We start from the raw sequence: 17278 nt of genomic DNA, 5'->3' as shown, positions 1-17278 counted from the left end.
GTTACTTGATTTTATTTATTTTCTTGGCGCTGACCGTATTGGTAGACACTTTGGCTTGGGTGTTCTTTCAAGAAAATATCAAAATGGTACACCTGATAGCATATTCTGCCGTCGTTAATTTATTGTTATTGGTATATTTTCATTTCAAAGAGCTGGGCCAAAAAGTGCATCAGCTCAGTCAGCGAAATGCTGAATTAGCTAAGCAAAACAGACTGCTTAATATAGATGTTGCCTCCCTTTCGGATAAAAACCAAAAGTATCAAACCTTACTCGATAGCTTACCTGATTTAGCCTGGGTAAAAGACCCGCAAGGCCGTTTCTTGGCGGTCAATGCCCAGTTTGAAAAAGCCTTTGGCGTCAATTATGAAACCTTGATAGGCAAGACTGATTTTGACCTTTCTCATCGAGCAGATGCTGAGCAATATCGCCAAGATGATCTCCATGTTATGGAAACGGCCCAACAATTAAGACAAGAATTTCTCGCAACGGCAGTTGATGGCTCACAGGCGTGGATTGAGCTGATTAAAGTGCCTGTTGTAAAAGCAGGTAAAGTAGTAGGCACTGCAGGCACCGCACGCGATATTAGCGAGCGCAAAAAAGCGCAAGAAAAACTGGCACATCTAGCCCATTATGACTCTTTAACCGGGTTAGCCAATCGATACTCGCTGGAACAAGACTTAAATCGACTTTTAGCTCTTAAGCCTGCTGATTTATTGGTTGCCTTTCTCGATATGGATAATTTTAAGTTAATCAACGATTCTATGGGCCATGCCGCAGGTGATAAGGCATTAGTCATTACCGCGGAGCGATTAAAACAAGCGGCTCCGGCCAACACGCAGGTTTACCGACTCAGTGGTGATGAGTTTGTGTTGGTTGCAGCTGATCTTAGTGAGCAACAACAGATAGAAGAGTGGGCACAACAAATAATGGATTGTGTTTGTCAGCGCTGTGAAATCGAAGCTTTTGAGTTTGATTTGGCGGTGACCATGGGGATCAGTTTATATCCCATGCATGGCAGTGAATGTTGGGAGCTAGTTAAAAATGCCGATATTGCTATGTATCAGGCCAAATTAGCGGGCAGGAAACGTTATCAATTATTTTCGGAGCAGTTCGCAGGCATAGCATTGAAGCAGTTGTCTATGGATAAGCGTTTACGGCTAGCAATCGAGCAAGAGCAGCTATTCTTGCGCTATCAGCCTATGGTCGATGGTGTTAGCGGTGCCATGGTTGGGATGGAGGCCTTGATCCGTTGGCAAGATCCTGAGCGTGGCGAAATTGGTCCTGCGGAATTTATTCCTTTTGCCGAGCAGTCGGGATTGATTTCTGACGTAGGCAAGTACGTGCTTAAGGCTGCGCTGCAACAACAAGCGCAATGGCATCAAGCTGGATTGAGCTGTGTGCCTGTCTCGATTAACGTTTCAGGGTTGCAATTTCATCAACATGATTTGGTCAAAGATATAGGTAAAAGCCTCAATGAAGCTGGCGTACCGGGTGAGCTCATTGAGCTGGAGCTAACCGAAAGCATCTTAATGAAAGATGAAATCAAGCTTAATAAAACGCTACATGAATTGCGTCAACTTGGCCTTAGCTTGAGTGTTGATGATTTTGGTACGGGATATTCCAACTTGGCTTATTTATCGCGTTTCCCGATCAGCAAACTCAAGATAGACCGTTCATTTGTTGACCATATAGACCAACAATCCGATCAACAAATTATTACCAAAGCCATAGTGGAGTTAGCGAAAAACCTGGGTCTTAATTTGGTTGCCGAAGGGGTTGAACGTGAAGCAGAGTTGCAACATCTCTTATCTTTGGGTTGCCCCACCATTCAAGGCTACTATTTTGCTAAGCCTTTATTGGCTAATGAAGTCGCCAGACTCCTTGAGCAAGATACGCCATTTGCCGTGACCGCTATCTGTTAGCCCGTCCCAATCTGACTTAAAAAGCATATATCAGCACTTTTTAGAATAAAATAATACATTGACTTAGTCTTTTATAATTTTTAGCATTATCCACCCCGTTTTTGTGGGGTGTTAGACCTTATTACTCAATACAATGCTATTACTAGTAAATGTATCTTAATCTCTCGTTTCATGCGCTCAGGACCCACTCATTACTATGATCCAATTGCAAAATTTGAATAAGACCTTTGGCTCGGGGGCGAATCAAGTGACGGCCCTGCAACAGGTTAGTTTAAATATCGAGGCTGGTCAGATATTTGGCGTGATAGGGGCTTCAGGTGCAGGTAAAAGCACCTTGATCCGTTGTGTCAATCTACTTGAACGCCCAGATTCCGGCCAAGTGGTGCTTGATGGCGTTGATTTAACGTTATTATCTAAATCAGAGTTAGCTCAAGCTCGCAGTAAAATAGGCATGATATTTCAGCACTTTAACTTGCTATCCTCGCGCACCGTCGCCGCCAATATTGCGTTGCCGCTAGAATTAGCGGGTGAGAGTAAAGCGAACATTAAGCAGCGAGTCGCTGAGTTATTGCCTTTAGTAGGCTTGGCCGACAAGGCAAATGTGTATCCGGCTCAACTCAGTGGCGGTCAAAAGCAACGGGTTGCCATTGCCAGAGCATTAGCCACGTCGCCTAAGGTATTGTTGTGTGATGAAGCAACGTCAGCCTTAGACCCGGAAACCACTAAATCGATTCTAAGCTTGCTAAAAGACATCAACCAAAAGCTGAATATTACGATTTTGTTGATCACCCATGAAATGGAAGTGATCAAAAACATATGTGATGAAGTCGCGATTATTGATGGCGGGCAGTTGATAGAGCAAAACAGTGTGGCTGCGTTTTTCTCTCATCCTAAAACCGAACTAGCCAAGCGCTTTATTGCGGCCACCATACACATTGAAATTCCTCATGATTATCAGGCTAGGTTACATGCTGATATTCGACCTGACACTTATCCTTTGGTGCGTTTAGGGTTTTCTGGAGCCAGTGTCGATGCGCCATTAATCTCTGAGATGAGCCGCCAGTTCAATGTCGATATCAGTATTTTAAGTGCCAATATGGACTACGCAGGCGGGGTCAAGTTTGGTTATATGCTAGCTGAATTGTTCGGGCAGCCAGATCAAACACAACAAGCAATCCAATTTTTAATCGAACATCATATTAGTGTGGAGGTCTTGGGCTATGTCTGATGCCATGATTGATTTACTCATCCAAGCCTTTGGTGAAACCCTCATGATGGTAGGATTGTCGGGGTTGATCAGTTGTTTATTGGGACTGCCACTCGGGGTTTTACTGCATAACACCAAAGCCGGTGAGTTATGGTCAAATCCTGCGCTAAACCATGTGTTAGGCATTATGGTTAATATTGGTCGCTCGGTTCCGTTTATTATTTTATTGGTCGCGATCATCCCGCTCACACGCCTCATTGTTGGTAGCTCTATCGGTACCTTGGCGGCGACCGTGCCTTTGACCATCGCAGCTATTCCTTTTGTCGCCAGATTGGTAGAAGGCGCGTTGATGGAAGTGCCAGACGGGTTAGTGGAAGCCGCTAATGCCATGGGGGCAAGTCCGCTGCAAATCATTTGTAAGGTGTGCTTACCGGAGGCCTTACCGGGCATTATCAACAGCATCACCATTACACTTGTAACATTAGTTAACTATTCGGCCATGGCTGGTGCTGTGGGCGGCGGCGGTTTAGGCGATGTGGGGATCCGGTATGGCTTTCATCGCTTCGAGCCGCAAATTCTGATTATTACTGTGGTGGTGCTGATTGCATTAGTGCAGTTAATACAAATGCTAGGTGACTACCTAGTGAACAAAGTGGATCATCGTTAAATTAATCATGGAAATTATAATGAAACTAAATTTAAAACAATATGTTGCAGCTCTTGCTGCGGTATTTTTTGTCACTGCTTGTAGCGATAATAGCGCGCCAGAGCAAGCTAACTCAGAGCCAAAAGCACAGATTGAAACCATTAAAGTAGGGGCTATCGCTGGCGCTGAAGCTCAGCTAGTAGAAGTCGCCAAGCAAGTGGCGAAAGAAAAATTTAACCTGAACGTGGAAGTGGTTACCTTCACCGATTATGTGACGCCTAACATTGCCTTGTCTGATGGCAGTATCGATGCAAACGCGTTTCAGCATCAGCCTTACCTAGATACCATGGTGAAAGATCGCGGCTTTAAAATTGTTAACGTAGCCAACACCTTTGTTTATCCAATCGCGGCTTACTCTAAAAAAATTAAAGACATTAGCGAGTTAGAAGAGGGCGCTAGCATTGCTATTCCTAATGATCCGACTAACCAAGGTCGTTCATTGATCTTATTAGCTAAGCAAGGTTTGTTTAGCTTAAAAGAAAATGCCGGACTTAACGCCAGCATTATGGATGTTGTTGATAATCCAAAAGGCTTCAAATTTGTTGAGCTAGAAGCTGCGCAGTTACCGCGTTCATTAGATGATGTTGCACTGGCGGTGATTAACACAACTTATGCTTCTTCAATTGATTTACTACCAACGCGCGATGGTTTATTTGTTGAAGATAAAGATTCGCCTTACGTAAACATCATTGCGACACGTGAAGATAATAAAGATGCGCAGAAAGTGGCGCAGTTTATTCAATCATTCCAATCTGAAGAAGTTTATCAAGCGGCACAAGAGCTGTTTAAAGGCAGTGTGGTAAAAGGCTGGTAAGCCAAATTTCTTACTATAACTAACCACAAAGGCCACCTCACTGGAAAGTTGAGGTGGCTTTTTTTATGTTATTGCTTAACTTCAATTCTGGTTAATGGATCCAGCCAATGAATATCGTATGAATAAGTAGCAAAACTTCGTTTTCAAGGATGAAAACGCAGAGCGTACAGGGATATATTCACCGCGTTTTTGCGGATTATTTATACGATATAGCTTATCCAAAGCTCAGGTTAGTTACGGTTATACTCTGGAGCATGCATCTTCAAGTTGATTAGGTATATGACTCGGCCATCGCTAAGATAGCTTGCCATTCTTGTTGGGTAACCGGTTGGACCGACAAGCGTCCCTGTTTAAGTAATACCATGTCAGCCAGAGCTGGGTTAGCCTTTAGGCGCGCTAGACTTATCACGCGTTTAAAGCTGGCTTGATACTTAATGTCGACGCAAAACCAGCGAGGCTGCTCAAAGCTGGCCTTAGCATCAAAGTATTTACTGGTATCGTCAAATTGAGCGGGATCGGGGTAGGCGGCGCGAACGATTTCTGCAATGCCCACCACGCCTATGTCTTTACACTGGCTATGATAAAACAGCACTTGATCGCCTTGGCTTACCTGATCGCGCAAGAAGTTTCGTGCTTGATAGTTGCGGATCCCATCCCACTTCGCTGTTTGCTCTGGTGCCGTTGCTAAGTCTCGAATACTGTAATCATCCGGCTCAGATTTAAATAACCAATAATTCATTCGTACTTCCTAGTCAATTATTGGCCGAACTCGGTCCAAATAGGGGCATGATCCGATGGCTTATCTATGCCACGCAATTCATAATCAATTCCCGCAGCTTTAGCCTTGGCCGCTAAGCTCGGGGTGGCCAATATCACATCGATACGCAGTCCTCGATTATCATCAAACCCTTTAGAGCGGTAATCAAACCAGCTGAATTGATCTTCCACCTTAGGATGCAGTTGACGAAAGGTATCCACTAAGCCCCAATTGGTTAACCTAGCCAGCCATTCACGCTCTTCGGGCTGGAAACTACATTTACCGGTTTTTAACCAGCGCTTGGCATTAGCTTCGCCGATACCGATATCTAAATCTGTGGGTGAAATATTGATATCGCCCATCACGATGAGTTGCTCGTTATTACTGTGCTCTGTTTCTAAATAGTGTTGCAGATCTTGGTAAAATTGGCGCTTATAGGGAAACTTAGTTTCGTGGTGAATATTGTCACCCTGAGGGAAATAACCATTGAGGATGCGCACTGGTTGGCCTTGCTCGTCGGCAACGGTCACCATGATCATCCGGCGCTGAGCATCTTCGGTATCGGTTGCAAATCCTTTTTGCACGGATAAGGGCTGTTGCTTACATAACATGGCCACACCGTAATGTGCCTTTTGGCCATGAAAATAGACGTGGTAACCCATGGCTTCCACATCGGCTAAGGGAAAGGCTTCATCATGGACTTTAATTTCTTGCAGACCAATAACGTCAGGCTGGTGTTTTTCAATCAGCGCTGCAAGCTGATGTAACCGGGCACGTAGGCCATTAATATTAAACGAAACGACTTTCATGATGTGACCTTTGGAGATATCAAAAGGTCACATACTAGAGCAGTGGTTTTTATTATTCAATATAACTTAAGCTGTCGGGGGCTCAGTGGCCAGCTGGCTTACCTTATTAGCTTTATGTTGTTGACTGATATAGACGCCAAGGAAAATCAAGCCGATGGCCATTCCTTGTAATAAGGTGATGGTTTCGCCAAGCAATAATACCGCCAGCAATAAAGCAAACACCGGAGTTAGGTTCGAAAAGGCGGCTACTTTAAGCACACTGAGCTTTGAAATTGAGTAATTATACAAACCATAAGCGCCTAAGGTGACAAAGGCACCAAGGTAAAAAATACTCAGTAAACCAGCGGTATTATGCTCGGTTGGGAAGGGGGTAAATGCTGCTTGTGGGGCAAAGAATAAGCTGCCACTGAGGCCTTGTAGGGCAATCAAGGTGAGTGGTGAATAGCGAGTACATAGCTTTTTGACGCACAAGGTGTAAACCGCAGCGAAAAATAGCGCAATAATTTCTAACGTATTGCCCAGTAATGGATTTGGCGCATGATCTGACGTTTCAGATACTAAAGACAGTAAAATGCTGCCGCCGATACATAAGGTAAAACCAAAGGCTAAAGTAGTGCTGCAGCGCTCTTTTAGAAAAATCCAAGCCAATAGGGCAACAAAAATGGGCAAACAAGAAACTAGCACACCGGCTTGTGCTGCGGACGTGTATTGCATGGCTTGGCCTTCAAACCAAAAGTATAAGCAAGGCTCAGCGGCACTCATCAGTAGCAATAGTTTCCAATCTCCTGCTTGGTAGGTAAAGCGACGTACCCAGCGCCATAGCAAAAGACAACAAACCAGCGTGGTGGACATGCGTAAAAACATAACCCATTCAGGTGGATAGAATAAAATGGCCTGTTTTAAGGCTATATATGAGCTGCCCCAGATGATCATGGCGATCGTCAGGCATAGGTTTGCTGGCATCTAAATTAGTCCGTTAATTTAACTTTATACTTTGGTATTGGTGGCTAATTTACCTGCCTTTGTAGCTTTAATCCAGCGTATTGCATTGTCTTGATAAAGTCTTTATCGCGTCATCTTCTTAACAAATACCACCACGAATAAGGCTAAGGTAAAACTGCCAGTAAAGGCCTCAATAGCAGCCATGCCTCGCGATAAACCAACCGGGGTAAAGTCACCATAGCCCAAGGTGGTAAAGGTGACCACGCTATAATACAGGCACTCTAAAAAGGAAATTGTATTGTCGAGAAGACCATGCTCGTGGTTAAAAGCAACAATTTCACCAGCAAAACTGATACCAAAGAAGAAGTAGAAGATGGCACTGGCCACGATCAATAACAAGGAAAATAGCACCACTCGGATGGGCTCCTCGCCATAACCACAAAACAGATCAACGGTTTTTGAAAATAACCTTGAGAAAGAGAAGAGTGGCATTTGGTAGCGGCGCATGGTTAATTCACGCTGTAAAAACGGACCCGCTAAAGAAAACAAACCTTGCTGTTCACCGGCTTTGCGTAAATCTCGATAAATTTCTTCGGCTTGCTCATAGTTGTCTAACATGGCTTCAAAATCGTGATTTTTTTTCGCTTGCTCGGCGCGCTTTTCTTGCAGTAACTGGTTGCCCACTTTGATATTGTCGATTTTGGCTTTGATCAGTTTGACGCCAAGTAAATTACAGTCGCCTAAATGCACACAATGCAGATTTGCCCCAGTCAAGTCGGCTTTCATCAAGCTGCCTTTGCACAAGGAAGCATTAAACAAATGTGCACCACGCAAGTTGGCTCGATAAAAATCACTACCACTGAGATCGTAGCCGGTCTTAGCGCGAGGTTTAACGAGGTTAACGCCTTCCAAATTTGCATGTTGCAATGCTAAGCCATGCAGCATGCCGCCGCCTTTGGCGTACTCTTCTAGCCGTTTACTTATGTCTGTACCGGTTTTATCTGTGTGTGGGTCATGCCAAAAGCACAATCCGCTTGGGCCTGCTTCTTGCTCACACCTTGCACCTAGGTGATCATGAAATTTACAACACCCCGACTTGTTTGAAGAAATACTACTTGATGCCATTTCTCATCCTTAACAGCGTATTACTCATGGCTAACTCAAGGTTAGTATAGGCCAGTTATACAAGCTTGTTGCGGTCATCATTATTGCTTTTCTTATTTTAATATTCGATTTTTTAGGGTTAATGCTGCTAAAAAGCCTGCTTGTTTTCGATTTGTTGTGAATTATGATAAATAAAAACGGGAAAGAGGATAAATCAATGGGCTTATTAGTAGACGGAAAGTGGCAAGACAAGTGGTATGACACGGGTAAGACCAAGGGTGAATTTAAACGCGAACAAAGCCAGTTTCGCCATCTTATTGAAGCCAATAGCCAAGAGGGCTTTACGCCTGATTCGGGGCGCTATCATCTTTATGTGTCATTAGCCTGCCCATGGGCTCATCGCACCCTTATTTTTCGTAAATTAAAAGGGTTAGAGTCGCATATTTCAGTCTCTGTGGTTAGCCCAGATATGCTGTCGCACGGTTGGGAGTTTGATGCCGAGCTCGGGCTGGTGGATGATCTATACCAAAGTCAGTATTTGTATCAGATCTATCAAAAAGCGGATCATCAATATACAGGCAGAGTAACTGTGCCCATATTATGGGATAAGCAAACCCAGCGTATAGTGAACAATGAATCGGCCGAAATTATCAGAATCTTTAATAGCGCTTTCAATGAGCTAACAGGTAATAAACTGGACTTTTATCCGTTGGAACTAAGGAATGAAATAGATGCGTTCAATGCAACCATCTACGACAACATAAACAACGGCGTTTATCGCTGTGGTTTTGCCACGACTCAAACCGCATATGAATCGGCATTTACTACGTTATTTGCAGAATTAGATAGGCTAGAGCATCACCTTGCCAGCAACCGTTTCTTACTGGGTGATAGATTAACGGAAGCGGATTGGCGATTATTTACCACCTTAGTACGTTTTGATGCGGTTTATGTTGGTCACTTTAAATGTAATCAAGCTCGTATTGCCGATTACCCCAATCTGCAAGGTTATTTAAAGGAGCTATATCAAACACCAGGAGTGGCAGAAACGGTGAATATGAGTCATATAAAGCGGCATTATTACTACAGTCATACCATGATTAATCCGACCCAAGTGGTGCCGGTAGGGCCTAGTTTAGACTTTGAATCGCCCCATCTTCGGGACCAGATTAGCGCTAAGTAAGTAATGACTTACTTGCGTTTATTCACCTTGGCAACGGCTTGATGGAAGTCGTCTTTAAGGGATAAAAAACGCTCTCGGTGACTGGCTGAGAGCGGCATGCCTTCAAGGCTATTAATGCAAGCTTCACATTCATCAGTGAATTTACGCGCTTGTTTGCTATCAAGTAACAGCAGTTTAATGGTTGCTTGCAATTTATTAATGGCGGCACCTGAATTCATTGGGGCTTTTTTCAGTGCTCGATCGAAATAGCCTCGTGCTACTTCATAGTCTTCATGCTCATACGCTTGCTTACCTGCTTGGTTTAGCTCGTTAAAGGTAGTCAGCGCCTCTTTCATTTCCCCTTGGGTAACGTCAGTTAAGGTTTTATTGGTGACTTCATCGACCACATCACGTTGCGCTAACGTTTGGGCCATTGACTCGGCATACTCATATTCACCTATGGCAACCAGTGCCAACATAGACTCCGCTAAAATTGGCGTTGAAGCCTCATCATGCTGCTCCAAAATCGGCTCGATTGCATGTAACAAGGTGCGCTTGGCTTTGAGCATTTCGCCTTTGGTCTCATGGACTCTGGCGTGGCAAATGTTCTCGTACATATCAAAGTCAAAGTCTTCTTGGCGACCTTCTTCATGGCGGCCTTTAAACAGAGCTGAGTGCACATCTTGTAAAATACGATTACGGCGGTGGATATCGTCGGTGTGTTTAGCTGCTTGTAAGATGCTGCGAATGTAATTGGCTAAGTGTTCGATAGCCGGATAAAACGAATTTCGTGATAGCTGTAAAATCGCGCCAAAGCTGTCTTTAGCCATTTCATATTCTTGCGCATCGGTAGCGAGGCGAGCCAATAATCTATGGCGCTCGACACTGTGATAAGCCAGCTCCGCAGCGCGCGTCACAATACTTAAGGCTTTTTCGGCATTCCCTTTGCCTTCATAGGCGCGACCGAGCCATTCATAAGCATCAATCAATAACGAGTTAGACTTAATGACTTTTTCTAATGTGGTGATGGCCTTGTCATAATCGCCCTGCAAAAAATAGACTTTGCCTAAGGTAATACAAGCCCAAGTAAATTCCCGTTGTTCAACGATTTTTTCCAGCAATACCTGAGCTGAATCATAACGCTCGGTGCGGATCAGCATTTCGGCCATGAGATTGCGGCAGTAATTTTTATAGCGCGTATCTTCTTTTAGTTTACGGCGACACAAAGCCGCAACCTGATCGTATTTTTGATCCCGCAGGGCGGTGAAGACGTCGATTAATTCACTTTTCTTTCTAAAGCAGCGTTGAATTCGGGTATCGAGTTGATGACCGGAAAAGGGTTTCATCAAATAATCATCGGGCTCTAATTCGAGGGCGGTGAGCACCATAGAGCGAGAATTGTCCCCCGTCACTATGATAAAAATGGACTCAACACTGATTAAGTTATTGCGTCTCAGGTATTCCAGTAACTGGCGGCCATTTCTTCCTGTGCCTAAGTTGTAATCGACCAACAAGAGATCAAAGGGGATTTCACGGCACATTTTGACGGCAGATTCAGCATTATCAGCAAAATAGACAGAGTTACAACCTAGGTTGGTGAGCATGGCTTTGAGCATCACTTGAAAAGCGCGCTGATCATCAACGATCAGAACCTTTTTACTGTGGTAGCGGTAAAGTTGTTGTTCCAATAGGTTTCCTACATGCTCACTGAAGGTTGGTTCGAAAAATATGTGTGTCTGCCTATGCTAACCAAAACCCGAGTTGCGTTTTGGGGTACCGCAATTGCATTAATCCTCGATCACCAAGATTGTAGTCAATAAACAATCAACAAGCGACCGTTGCATCGGGCGATTATAGTGATATCAGAAAAAAATGTTCATGTATTTTGCCATTGCGCCGATATAAGCATTAACTCCAAGCGATAAGTAGTGATGTAGCTTAATGATCTCAGGCCAAATACGTGAACTCTTACTGACCGATGAACTGCAATTGGGCTCACGCCTCAATCAGGCTGTGCATCATGGTCATCGTGCTGAGTTTTCACTATTGCTGAGCATGCTATGTGCCGATGTGCCTGAATGGCCACAGTTTGCTCTTGCTGATAAACCACTGATGAAAAAATCCGATGTGGATTTACGTCGTGAGTTTGGTTTGGCTAACCCTGTCCCGCTAAGGGGAGCGGGCATAACCGCTGAGCGTGCCAAACAGTACAGTGATTTAACCAGCCAAGGTTTAACTAGCTCGGTAAGATTAATGGAATTGCTACAGCCTAAACCCCTGTGTCAGCCTGATAGTACGGGTGGGCTAGGGCAAGAAGTCCTTGATAATATTAGCTTGAAAAAGCGTTTACAGTGGATGGAGCAACTCACTAAGGCGGTGCCCAAGCCGGTTAAGTATGAGCAAGTGAGTATGAATCAGGTAATTGAAGGTTTTGATTACAGTAAAGATCTTAAGTTGCACAAACTTGATATGGTGGCTTAACGGCCCTTCTACTCAAAGAGCCGTCACAACAAGCGGTTATCTAAACACCACGGTTTTATTACCGTAAACAAACACTTTCTCGTCCAACACTAGCGACAGTGCGCGTGTTAGCACTAATTTTTCAACGTCTTTACCTGCCTTCGCCATGTCTTGTGCACTGAAGGTGTGATCTACGTGGATCACGTCTTGAGTGATGATTGGCCCTTCATCTAAGTCATTGTTGACAAAGTGAGCGGTGGCACCAATGATTTTAACACCGCGATCAAACGCTTGCTTATATGGGCTAGCTCCGATAAATGCGGGCAAGAAGCTGTGGTGGATGTTAATGATTTTATTTGGATAATTCGCGACAAACTCTGGCGTTAAGATACGCATGTATTTCGCCAATACCACATAGTTAGGATCATATTGGTTGATCAATTCAACAATCTTAGCTTCGTGCTCAGGACGGCTTAAGCCCTCGTGGCTAACGGTGTGATAAGGAATATCAAATTTACTGACCAAATCTTCAAGGGCATCATAGTTACCGATAACGGCAGCAATTTCGACATCCATGCCACCGTAAGCTTGTTTCATTAAGATATCACCTAGGGCATGCGCTTCCTTGGTTACCAAGATCACGATACGCTTACGACCGGCTTGTACTAGGTTGCGATTGGCTCCAGCAGGCAGTGCTGAGTCAATATCAGCAAGGAAGGTTGCATCATTAAAATGCCCTTCGAGCTCGGTGCGCATAAAGAAGCGACCAAAGTCGTTATCTACAAACTCATTGTTTTTTATGATATTTAACTGGTGCTTGTAACAAATGTTAGTAATTTGTGCGATTAGCCCTTTCTGATCTTGGCAATCGGTCAGTAATATTTTGCGTTCCATTTCGCTGCTCATCTAATTAGTTTTTGCCACAACAGGCTTTAAATTTCTTTTTACTCATACAGGGGCAAGGTTCATTTCGCCCCGGAATGACGGATTGATTTTTCGGATTAAAGATCCCATCGACATATACCCATGCACCATTGATTCGGCTAAAGTTCGATTTTTCATGGTGATATTGCAATTCCCCATCGACCATAAACCAAGCCACAAACTCAACCACGCCCGCTTGATCCGCTGGGCCACCTTCTGATGCGAGTACGTTTAAACTGCGCCAATCGGTTTCTTTACCGGATTGCGCTAATGCCGCAGGAGTCAGTTTATGGCGCGTGTCTGGGTGCCAAGTGTTGAATAGGTAATCCCCTTGTTGCTCAATATAAGCGCTAAAACGTGATCGCATCAAGGCTTCACACGTGGGCGCTTGCTTTAGCCCGAGATGATACGGCTGACAACATTCTTGATAGGGTAATGGATTACCACAGTGGCAATGGGACATTGATTTCTCCTTAACGGCGCTATTATGCACACCTTAATGGAGATATTGAAGGCATATCACAAGAGAAAATATGGATAAGATCAATAAAGCCGTCATAGCATGGATGACGGCTTTAGAAGATTCAAACTGTTACGGCGTTATTTAGGGGATGCACACAGGGTGTCATCCAATATCAACGCCGTGCAAAAATGAATTTAAATGCTTAAATTTGCGCTAATAAATAGTGCGTTAGCATAGGCACGGGGCGGCCGGTTGAGCCTTTACTGCCTTGCCATGCTGTGCCTGCGATGTCTAGATGAGCCCAGTTGTATTTTTCAGCGAAGGCTTTTAAGAACATGGCCGCAGTGATTGAGCCACCCGCGCGGGCGATGTTGCCCGTGTTGCGTAAATCCGCAAATGGCGAGGTGATTTCAGCCGCATAGTCTTGCCATAAAGGCATTGGCCAGCCGCGATCCCATGATTCTGTGCCAGCAGTTAATAATTGTTGGCTGAGCTTGTCGTCGTTGGCGTAAACGGCAGTGGGGTGAATGCCTAAACCAACAATAACGGCGCCAGTTAGGGTCGCGATGTCGATAACACTGGCGGGGTTAAAACGTTCAGCATAGGTAAGGGCATCGGCTAACACCAAACGGCCTTCGGCATCGGTATTGATGATTTCGATGGTTTTACCACTCATGCTGGTAACGACATCACCAGGTTTAGAGGCGCGAGCCGATGGCATGTTTTCTGCTGCAGCGATAATAGCAACCACATTTAGTGCTGGTTTTAGCTCGGCTAGGGTGTGCATGGTGCCTAGGACAGAAGCTGCGCCGCCCATGTCATACTTCATTTCTTCCATGCCTGCGCCTGGTTTCAAGCTGATACCGCCACTGTCAAAGGTTAAACCTTTACCTACTAATACGTGAGGCGCTTGGTTTTCGTTGGCGCCTTGATACTTCAATACAATCAGTTTGGCTGGCTCATCACTGCCTTTTGAGACAGATAAAAATGATCCCATCCCCAATGCTTGCATATCGCTTTCTTCGAGTACTTCAAGCTCAAATGCGCTGTCTTGCGTGGCCAGTTCAGCTGCAAAATCAGCTAGGTAAGTTGGCGTACAAATGTTTGAAGGTAGGTTGCCAAGCTCTTTGGTAATGTTCATGCCTTTGGCAATGGCCTGACCTAATTGCACCGCAGCGGTGTTTTCTTGCTCGGTGATAAAGTTCACTAGCTCGATTTTTAGAGCGGGTGTTTTGTCCGATTTAGTGGTGTCGTAGCTGTAAAGACTGCTTAGCCATTGTTGAGTCACCTGAGTTAAGGTCCAATCTAGGCTGCGGCCCGTAGGAACTAATGCTTCTATTGCGAGGTTTAGTTGCTTTTGGCTGTCTTTAGTCGCCGTTGCTAGGCTTTGTACAAGCTTAAGTAATTCATTTTCATCGAACTTTTCACGTTTACCTGCGCCAACCACTAAAATGCTTTGCTGCTGGCCAAAGTAGGGCGTCACCACACCTGTTTTGGTTGCAATAACATCTTGTTCAATCAGGGCGGCAATAGCATGTTCAGCCTCAAGGCCAGCTAGCGCTTGATGATCATCTTGAAATACAGGTACCACTAGGGTGTGATTGTCGAGTTGACGGTTAGTTGTAAAGTTAAACTTCATAATACTGCTCTATTTATTTGTTTTATATGTAAATGGTAGGGCTGCACTACAGCCAAGCTTATAGCAAAGCGGAAGTGCAGGGTAATGGATGTCGCTATTCATGGCTAGCAATGGCTAGCCATTGCTCCCGAGTTGTTGCCAAAAATAAGCAAAATCGAGCGCTTTGGCATAAGCACTTTGTTTTAAATCAGCTGCGCCAGCGTGACCACCTTGGGTATTTTCGTAATAGAAAAATGGGTAATTGAGTGCTTCCATCTTGGCCGCAAGTTTACGGGCGTGGCCTGGATGAACGCGGTCATCTTTGGTTGAGGTTCTAAACAACACCTTGGGATAAGACTGATTAGGTTTTAAGTTTTGGTATGGCGAATAGGTTTTAATCACGTTCCAGTCTGCGCTGATATCTGGGTTGCCATATTCTGCCATCCAGCTTGCACCGGCCAATAATAGATGAAAACGCTTCATGTCCAACAAGGGCACTAAAATGTCGATGGCGTTAAATAACTCAGGGCGTTGGGTTAAACATACGCCCATTAATAAACCCCCATTAGAGCCGCCCATCGCGCCAAGGTGTTTGGGTTGCGTGACTTTTCTGCTAATCAAGTCTTCGGCCACGGCAAAAAAATCATCATAAGCGCGCTGGCGATGGTGCTTTAACGCCGCTTGATGCCAAGCGGGACCAAATTCTCCGCCTCCACGAATGTTAGCAATAACATAAGCGCCCCCTTGAGCCAGCCAAGTGACACCTGCGTGGGCCAGATAACTCGGCTTAAGTGAAACTTCAAAGCCACCGTAACCATAGAGTATGGTAGGTGTGCTGCCATCTAAGGCGAGATCCTTGTTAGCAATTAAGTAATAGGGAACTCGGGTGCCATCTTTAGAGTTGACCCAGTGCTGTTTTACTTCTAGCTGGGTGGCATCAAATTGTGGCGCTAATTGTTGGATAACCTGCGGGGCTTGGTTTGGCCCAATTAAGAGTAAGGATTCAGGCATTAAAAAGCCTTCGGCTTTGACCAGCACGGTATCGTCATCTTCATTAGTGTCGATGATAGATAAACTTAAATTATCTTGTGGCGTCAGGTCGCGTACCTGCCAGTTGCCGTCTAAGCACAATAGGCGTGAAGAAACATTGTCTAATACTTCAATATAAATCACGTTGCCAGCTGTGCTTATTCGCTCAACAGCGGCTTGGCTGCCTGCTCGATAGACTAGCTCAGGTTGAATTTCTTTACATAATAATGAAGTCATCGGCAGGGCAATCAGATCGGCTTGGTTAAACTCTTGCCAATCGGCTTTTAAGGTTATCAGTAGCTGATTATTGAATAGGCCGTGGATCTGATGCTCTTGAGGAAGCGGTAACTCAATTAATTTCTGTCCCACTAAGATGTAGGTCTTATGGTGGAAAAAGTCGATACAACGGCTAACGCCACTGTAACTGTGATCGCCATGCTCTAATCGAAACGTAAATAACCCCATTTCGTTGCTAGGAATGGTGAGCAGATGTTTACTCTGACTCAGTGGCTGCCCTCGACGCCAAAGCTTTAATTGCGCGGGGTAACCTGAATCGGTCAAGCTATTTGGGCCAAAGTCAGTGCCGACTAACACTTGCTGTTCATTTACCCAAACAAGGCTACTTTTCGCTTGCGGTAAGTAAAAACCATCGCTGACAAAAGCTTGGTTAGTTAAGTCAAATTCACGAACTTCACTGGCGTCACTGCCGCCTGGGCTTAACGTGATAAGGGCTTTGTTATGCTGCGGGGCTAATACATCAATTTGCTTAACCACCCAAGCTTGTCCTTCCGCTTCACTTAGGGCATCAATATCAAGCAAGGTTTGCCACTCGACAGAGTCTTGGCCGTTGGCGAATTGTGCGAAGTTGGTCTTACGCCAAATGCCTTTAACATGTTCCTTGTCTTGCCAAAAGTTATAGTAGTCGCCTTGGCGGCGTTGACCATAAGGGATTTTTTGGTCGTTTTCTAAACTGGATAATATGGCTTGTTGAAACGGTTTAAATTCCTTAATACTCTCTAATTCAGCTTGGCTACGCTGGTTTTGTTGATTAACCCAAGTTAGTGCTTGCTCACCTTCTACCTCTTCTAACCATAGAAAGTTATCTTCGAGCAAGTTATCTTGTACTGAGTGATCTTGTATCAAGTCATCTTGTACCATGTTACAACTCCTGTTCCATATTGATTTGTGCACGGTAAAAAGTCAGACCATGCAGCTAGGTTGGCGGTACTCATTTTCCATTGTTTGGCTTCCCCATAATCTACTGATATTGCCAAGAATAGAGGCCGTAAAATAGCGGATGTCAAAAAGTGCCTATGGATAAGCCCTAAGGGTGCACTAGATGAGGCCAACTTAGGTGACTA

The 17278-nt window shown here is 44.7% G+C and carries 15 protein-coding genes; 6 read left to right on the top strand and 9 right to left on the bottom strand.

What is annotated here, in order from left to right; genetic code table 11:
• The first annotated feature begins 5 nt into the window (after window positions 1-5).
• The 4 genes from ACK8OT_RS02575 to metQ all read left to right on the top strand — a co-directional run bounded on the left by ACK8OT_RS02575 (window position 6) and on the right by metQ (window position 4649).
• Window positions 6-1922: a putative bifunctional diguanylate cyclase/phosphodiesterase gene (locus ACK8OT_RS02575; RefSeq protein ID WP_410194942.1), complete on the top strand. Its 1917-nt coding sequence runs from the start codon at window positions 6-8 to the stop codon at window positions 1920-1922.
• A 196-nt stretch (window positions 1923-2118) separates the two neighbouring features.
• On the top strand, window positions 2119-3150 hold the full coding sequence (gene metN / locus ACK8OT_RS02570) for a methionine ABC transporter ATP-binding protein MetN (protein ID WP_410194941.1): 1032 nt from the start codon (window positions 2119-2121) through the stop codon (window positions 3148-3150).
• Window positions 3143-3796, top strand: a complete 654-nt coding sequence (locus ACK8OT_RS02565; protein WP_410194940.1) for a methionine ABC transporter permease — start codon at window positions 3143-3145, stop codon at window positions 3794-3796. The genes metN and ACK8OT_RS02565 overlap by 8 nt, the downstream gene beginning before the upstream one ends.
• A 19-nt stretch (window positions 3797-3815) precedes the next feature.
• Complete coding sequence (gene metQ / locus ACK8OT_RS02560) at window positions 3816-4649, top strand: methionine ABC transporter substrate-binding lipoprotein MetQ (protein ID WP_410194939.1); 834 nt, start codon at window positions 3816-3818, stop codon at window positions 4647-4649.
• A 271-nt stretch (window positions 4650-4920) separates the two neighbouring features.
• Here the strand turns inward: metQ and ACK8OT_RS02555 are convergent, their stop codons facing one another.
• The 4 genes from ACK8OT_RS02555 to ACK8OT_RS02540 form a co-directional block, all read right to left on the bottom strand.
• Window positions 4921-5388, bottom strand: a complete 468-nt coding sequence (locus tag ACK8OT_RS02555; RefSeq protein WP_410194938.1) for an EVE domain-containing protein — start codon at window positions 5386-5388, stop codon at window positions 4921-4923.
• 17 nt (window positions 5389-5405) lie between these two features.
• The gene (gene xthA / locus ACK8OT_RS02550) at window positions 5406-6215 is read right to left on the bottom strand and encodes an exodeoxyribonuclease III (protein WP_410194937.1); all 810 of its coding nucleotides are present in this window, start codon (window positions 6213-6215) and stop codon (window positions 5406-5408) included.
• A gap of 66 nt (window positions 6216-6281) precedes the next feature.
• A complete protein-coding gene (locus ACK8OT_RS02545; RefSeq protein ID WP_410194936.1) occupies window positions 6282-7178 on the bottom strand; it encodes a DMT family transporter in 897 nt (298 codons plus the stop codon).
• A gap of 102 nt (window positions 7179-7280) precedes the next feature.
• Complete coding sequence (locus ACK8OT_RS02540) at window positions 7281-8282, bottom strand: ion channel (protein WP_410194935.1); 1002 nt, start codon at window positions 8280-8282, stop codon at window positions 7281-7283.
• A gap of 196 nt (window positions 8283-8478) precedes the next feature.
• On the opposite strand from ACK8OT_RS02540, the gene ACK8OT_RS02535 reads away from it, so the two are divergent.
• Entirely contained in the window at window positions 8479-9444 is a 966-nt protein-coding gene (locus tag ACK8OT_RS02535; protein ID WP_410194934.1) for a glutathione S-transferase family protein, read from the top strand.
• An 8-nt stretch (window positions 9445-9452) separates the two neighbouring features.
• On the opposite strand, the gene ACK8OT_RS02530 is transcribed toward ACK8OT_RS02535, so the two are convergent.
• On the bottom strand, window positions 9453-11111 hold the full coding sequence (locus ACK8OT_RS02530; RefSeq protein ID WP_410194933.1) for a response regulator: 1659 nt from the start codon (window positions 11109-11111) through the stop codon (window positions 9453-9455).
• Between the two features lie 253 nt (window positions 11112-11364).
• Between ACK8OT_RS02530 and ACK8OT_RS02525 the strand changes: the two genes are divergently transcribed.
• Window positions 11365-11904: a VC2046/SO_2500 family protein gene (locus ACK8OT_RS02525; protein WP_410194932.1), complete on the top strand. Its 540-nt coding sequence runs from the start codon at window positions 11365-11367 to the stop codon at window positions 11902-11904.
• 36 nt (window positions 11905-11940) lie between these two features.
• On the opposite strand, the gene purU is transcribed toward ACK8OT_RS02525, so the two are convergent.
• The 4 genes from purU to ACK8OT_RS02505 form a co-directional block, all read right to left on the bottom strand.
• Window positions 11941-12777 carry a formyltetrahydrofolate deformylase gene (gene purU, locus ACK8OT_RS02520; RefSeq protein ID WP_410194931.1) on the bottom strand — a complete coding sequence of 279 codons (837 nt, stop codon included), beginning with the start codon at window positions 12775-12777 and terminating at the stop codon, window positions 11941-11943.
• A gap of 16 nt (window positions 12778-12793) precedes the next feature.
• Window positions 12794-13270, bottom strand: coding sequence for a YchJ family protein (locus ACK8OT_RS02515; RefSeq protein WP_410194930.1), 477 nt, complete (start codon window positions 13268-13270; stop codon window positions 12794-12796).
• Between the two features lie 202 nt (window positions 13271-13472).
• A complete protein-coding gene (locus ACK8OT_RS02510) occupies window positions 13473-14909 on the bottom strand; it encodes a leucyl aminopeptidase (protein ID WP_410194929.1) in 1437 nt (478 codons plus the stop codon).
• Between the two features lie 114 nt (window positions 14910-15023).
• A complete protein-coding gene (locus tag ACK8OT_RS02505) occupies window positions 15024-17075 on the bottom strand; it encodes a prolyl oligopeptidase family serine peptidase (protein ID WP_410194928.1) in 2052 nt (683 codons plus the stop codon).
• Window positions 17076-17278: the final 203 nt, after the last annotated feature.

It is taken from the genome of Motilimonas thetidivivens, from assembly GCF_046452435.1.
Taxonomy (GTDB): domain Bacteria; phylum Pseudomonadota; class Gammaproteobacteria; order Enterobacterales; family CBDFNC01; genus Motilimonas.
The sequence above is the reverse complement of the archived record's forward strand: the minus strand, read 5'-3'. Positions and strand labels throughout refer to the sequence as shown.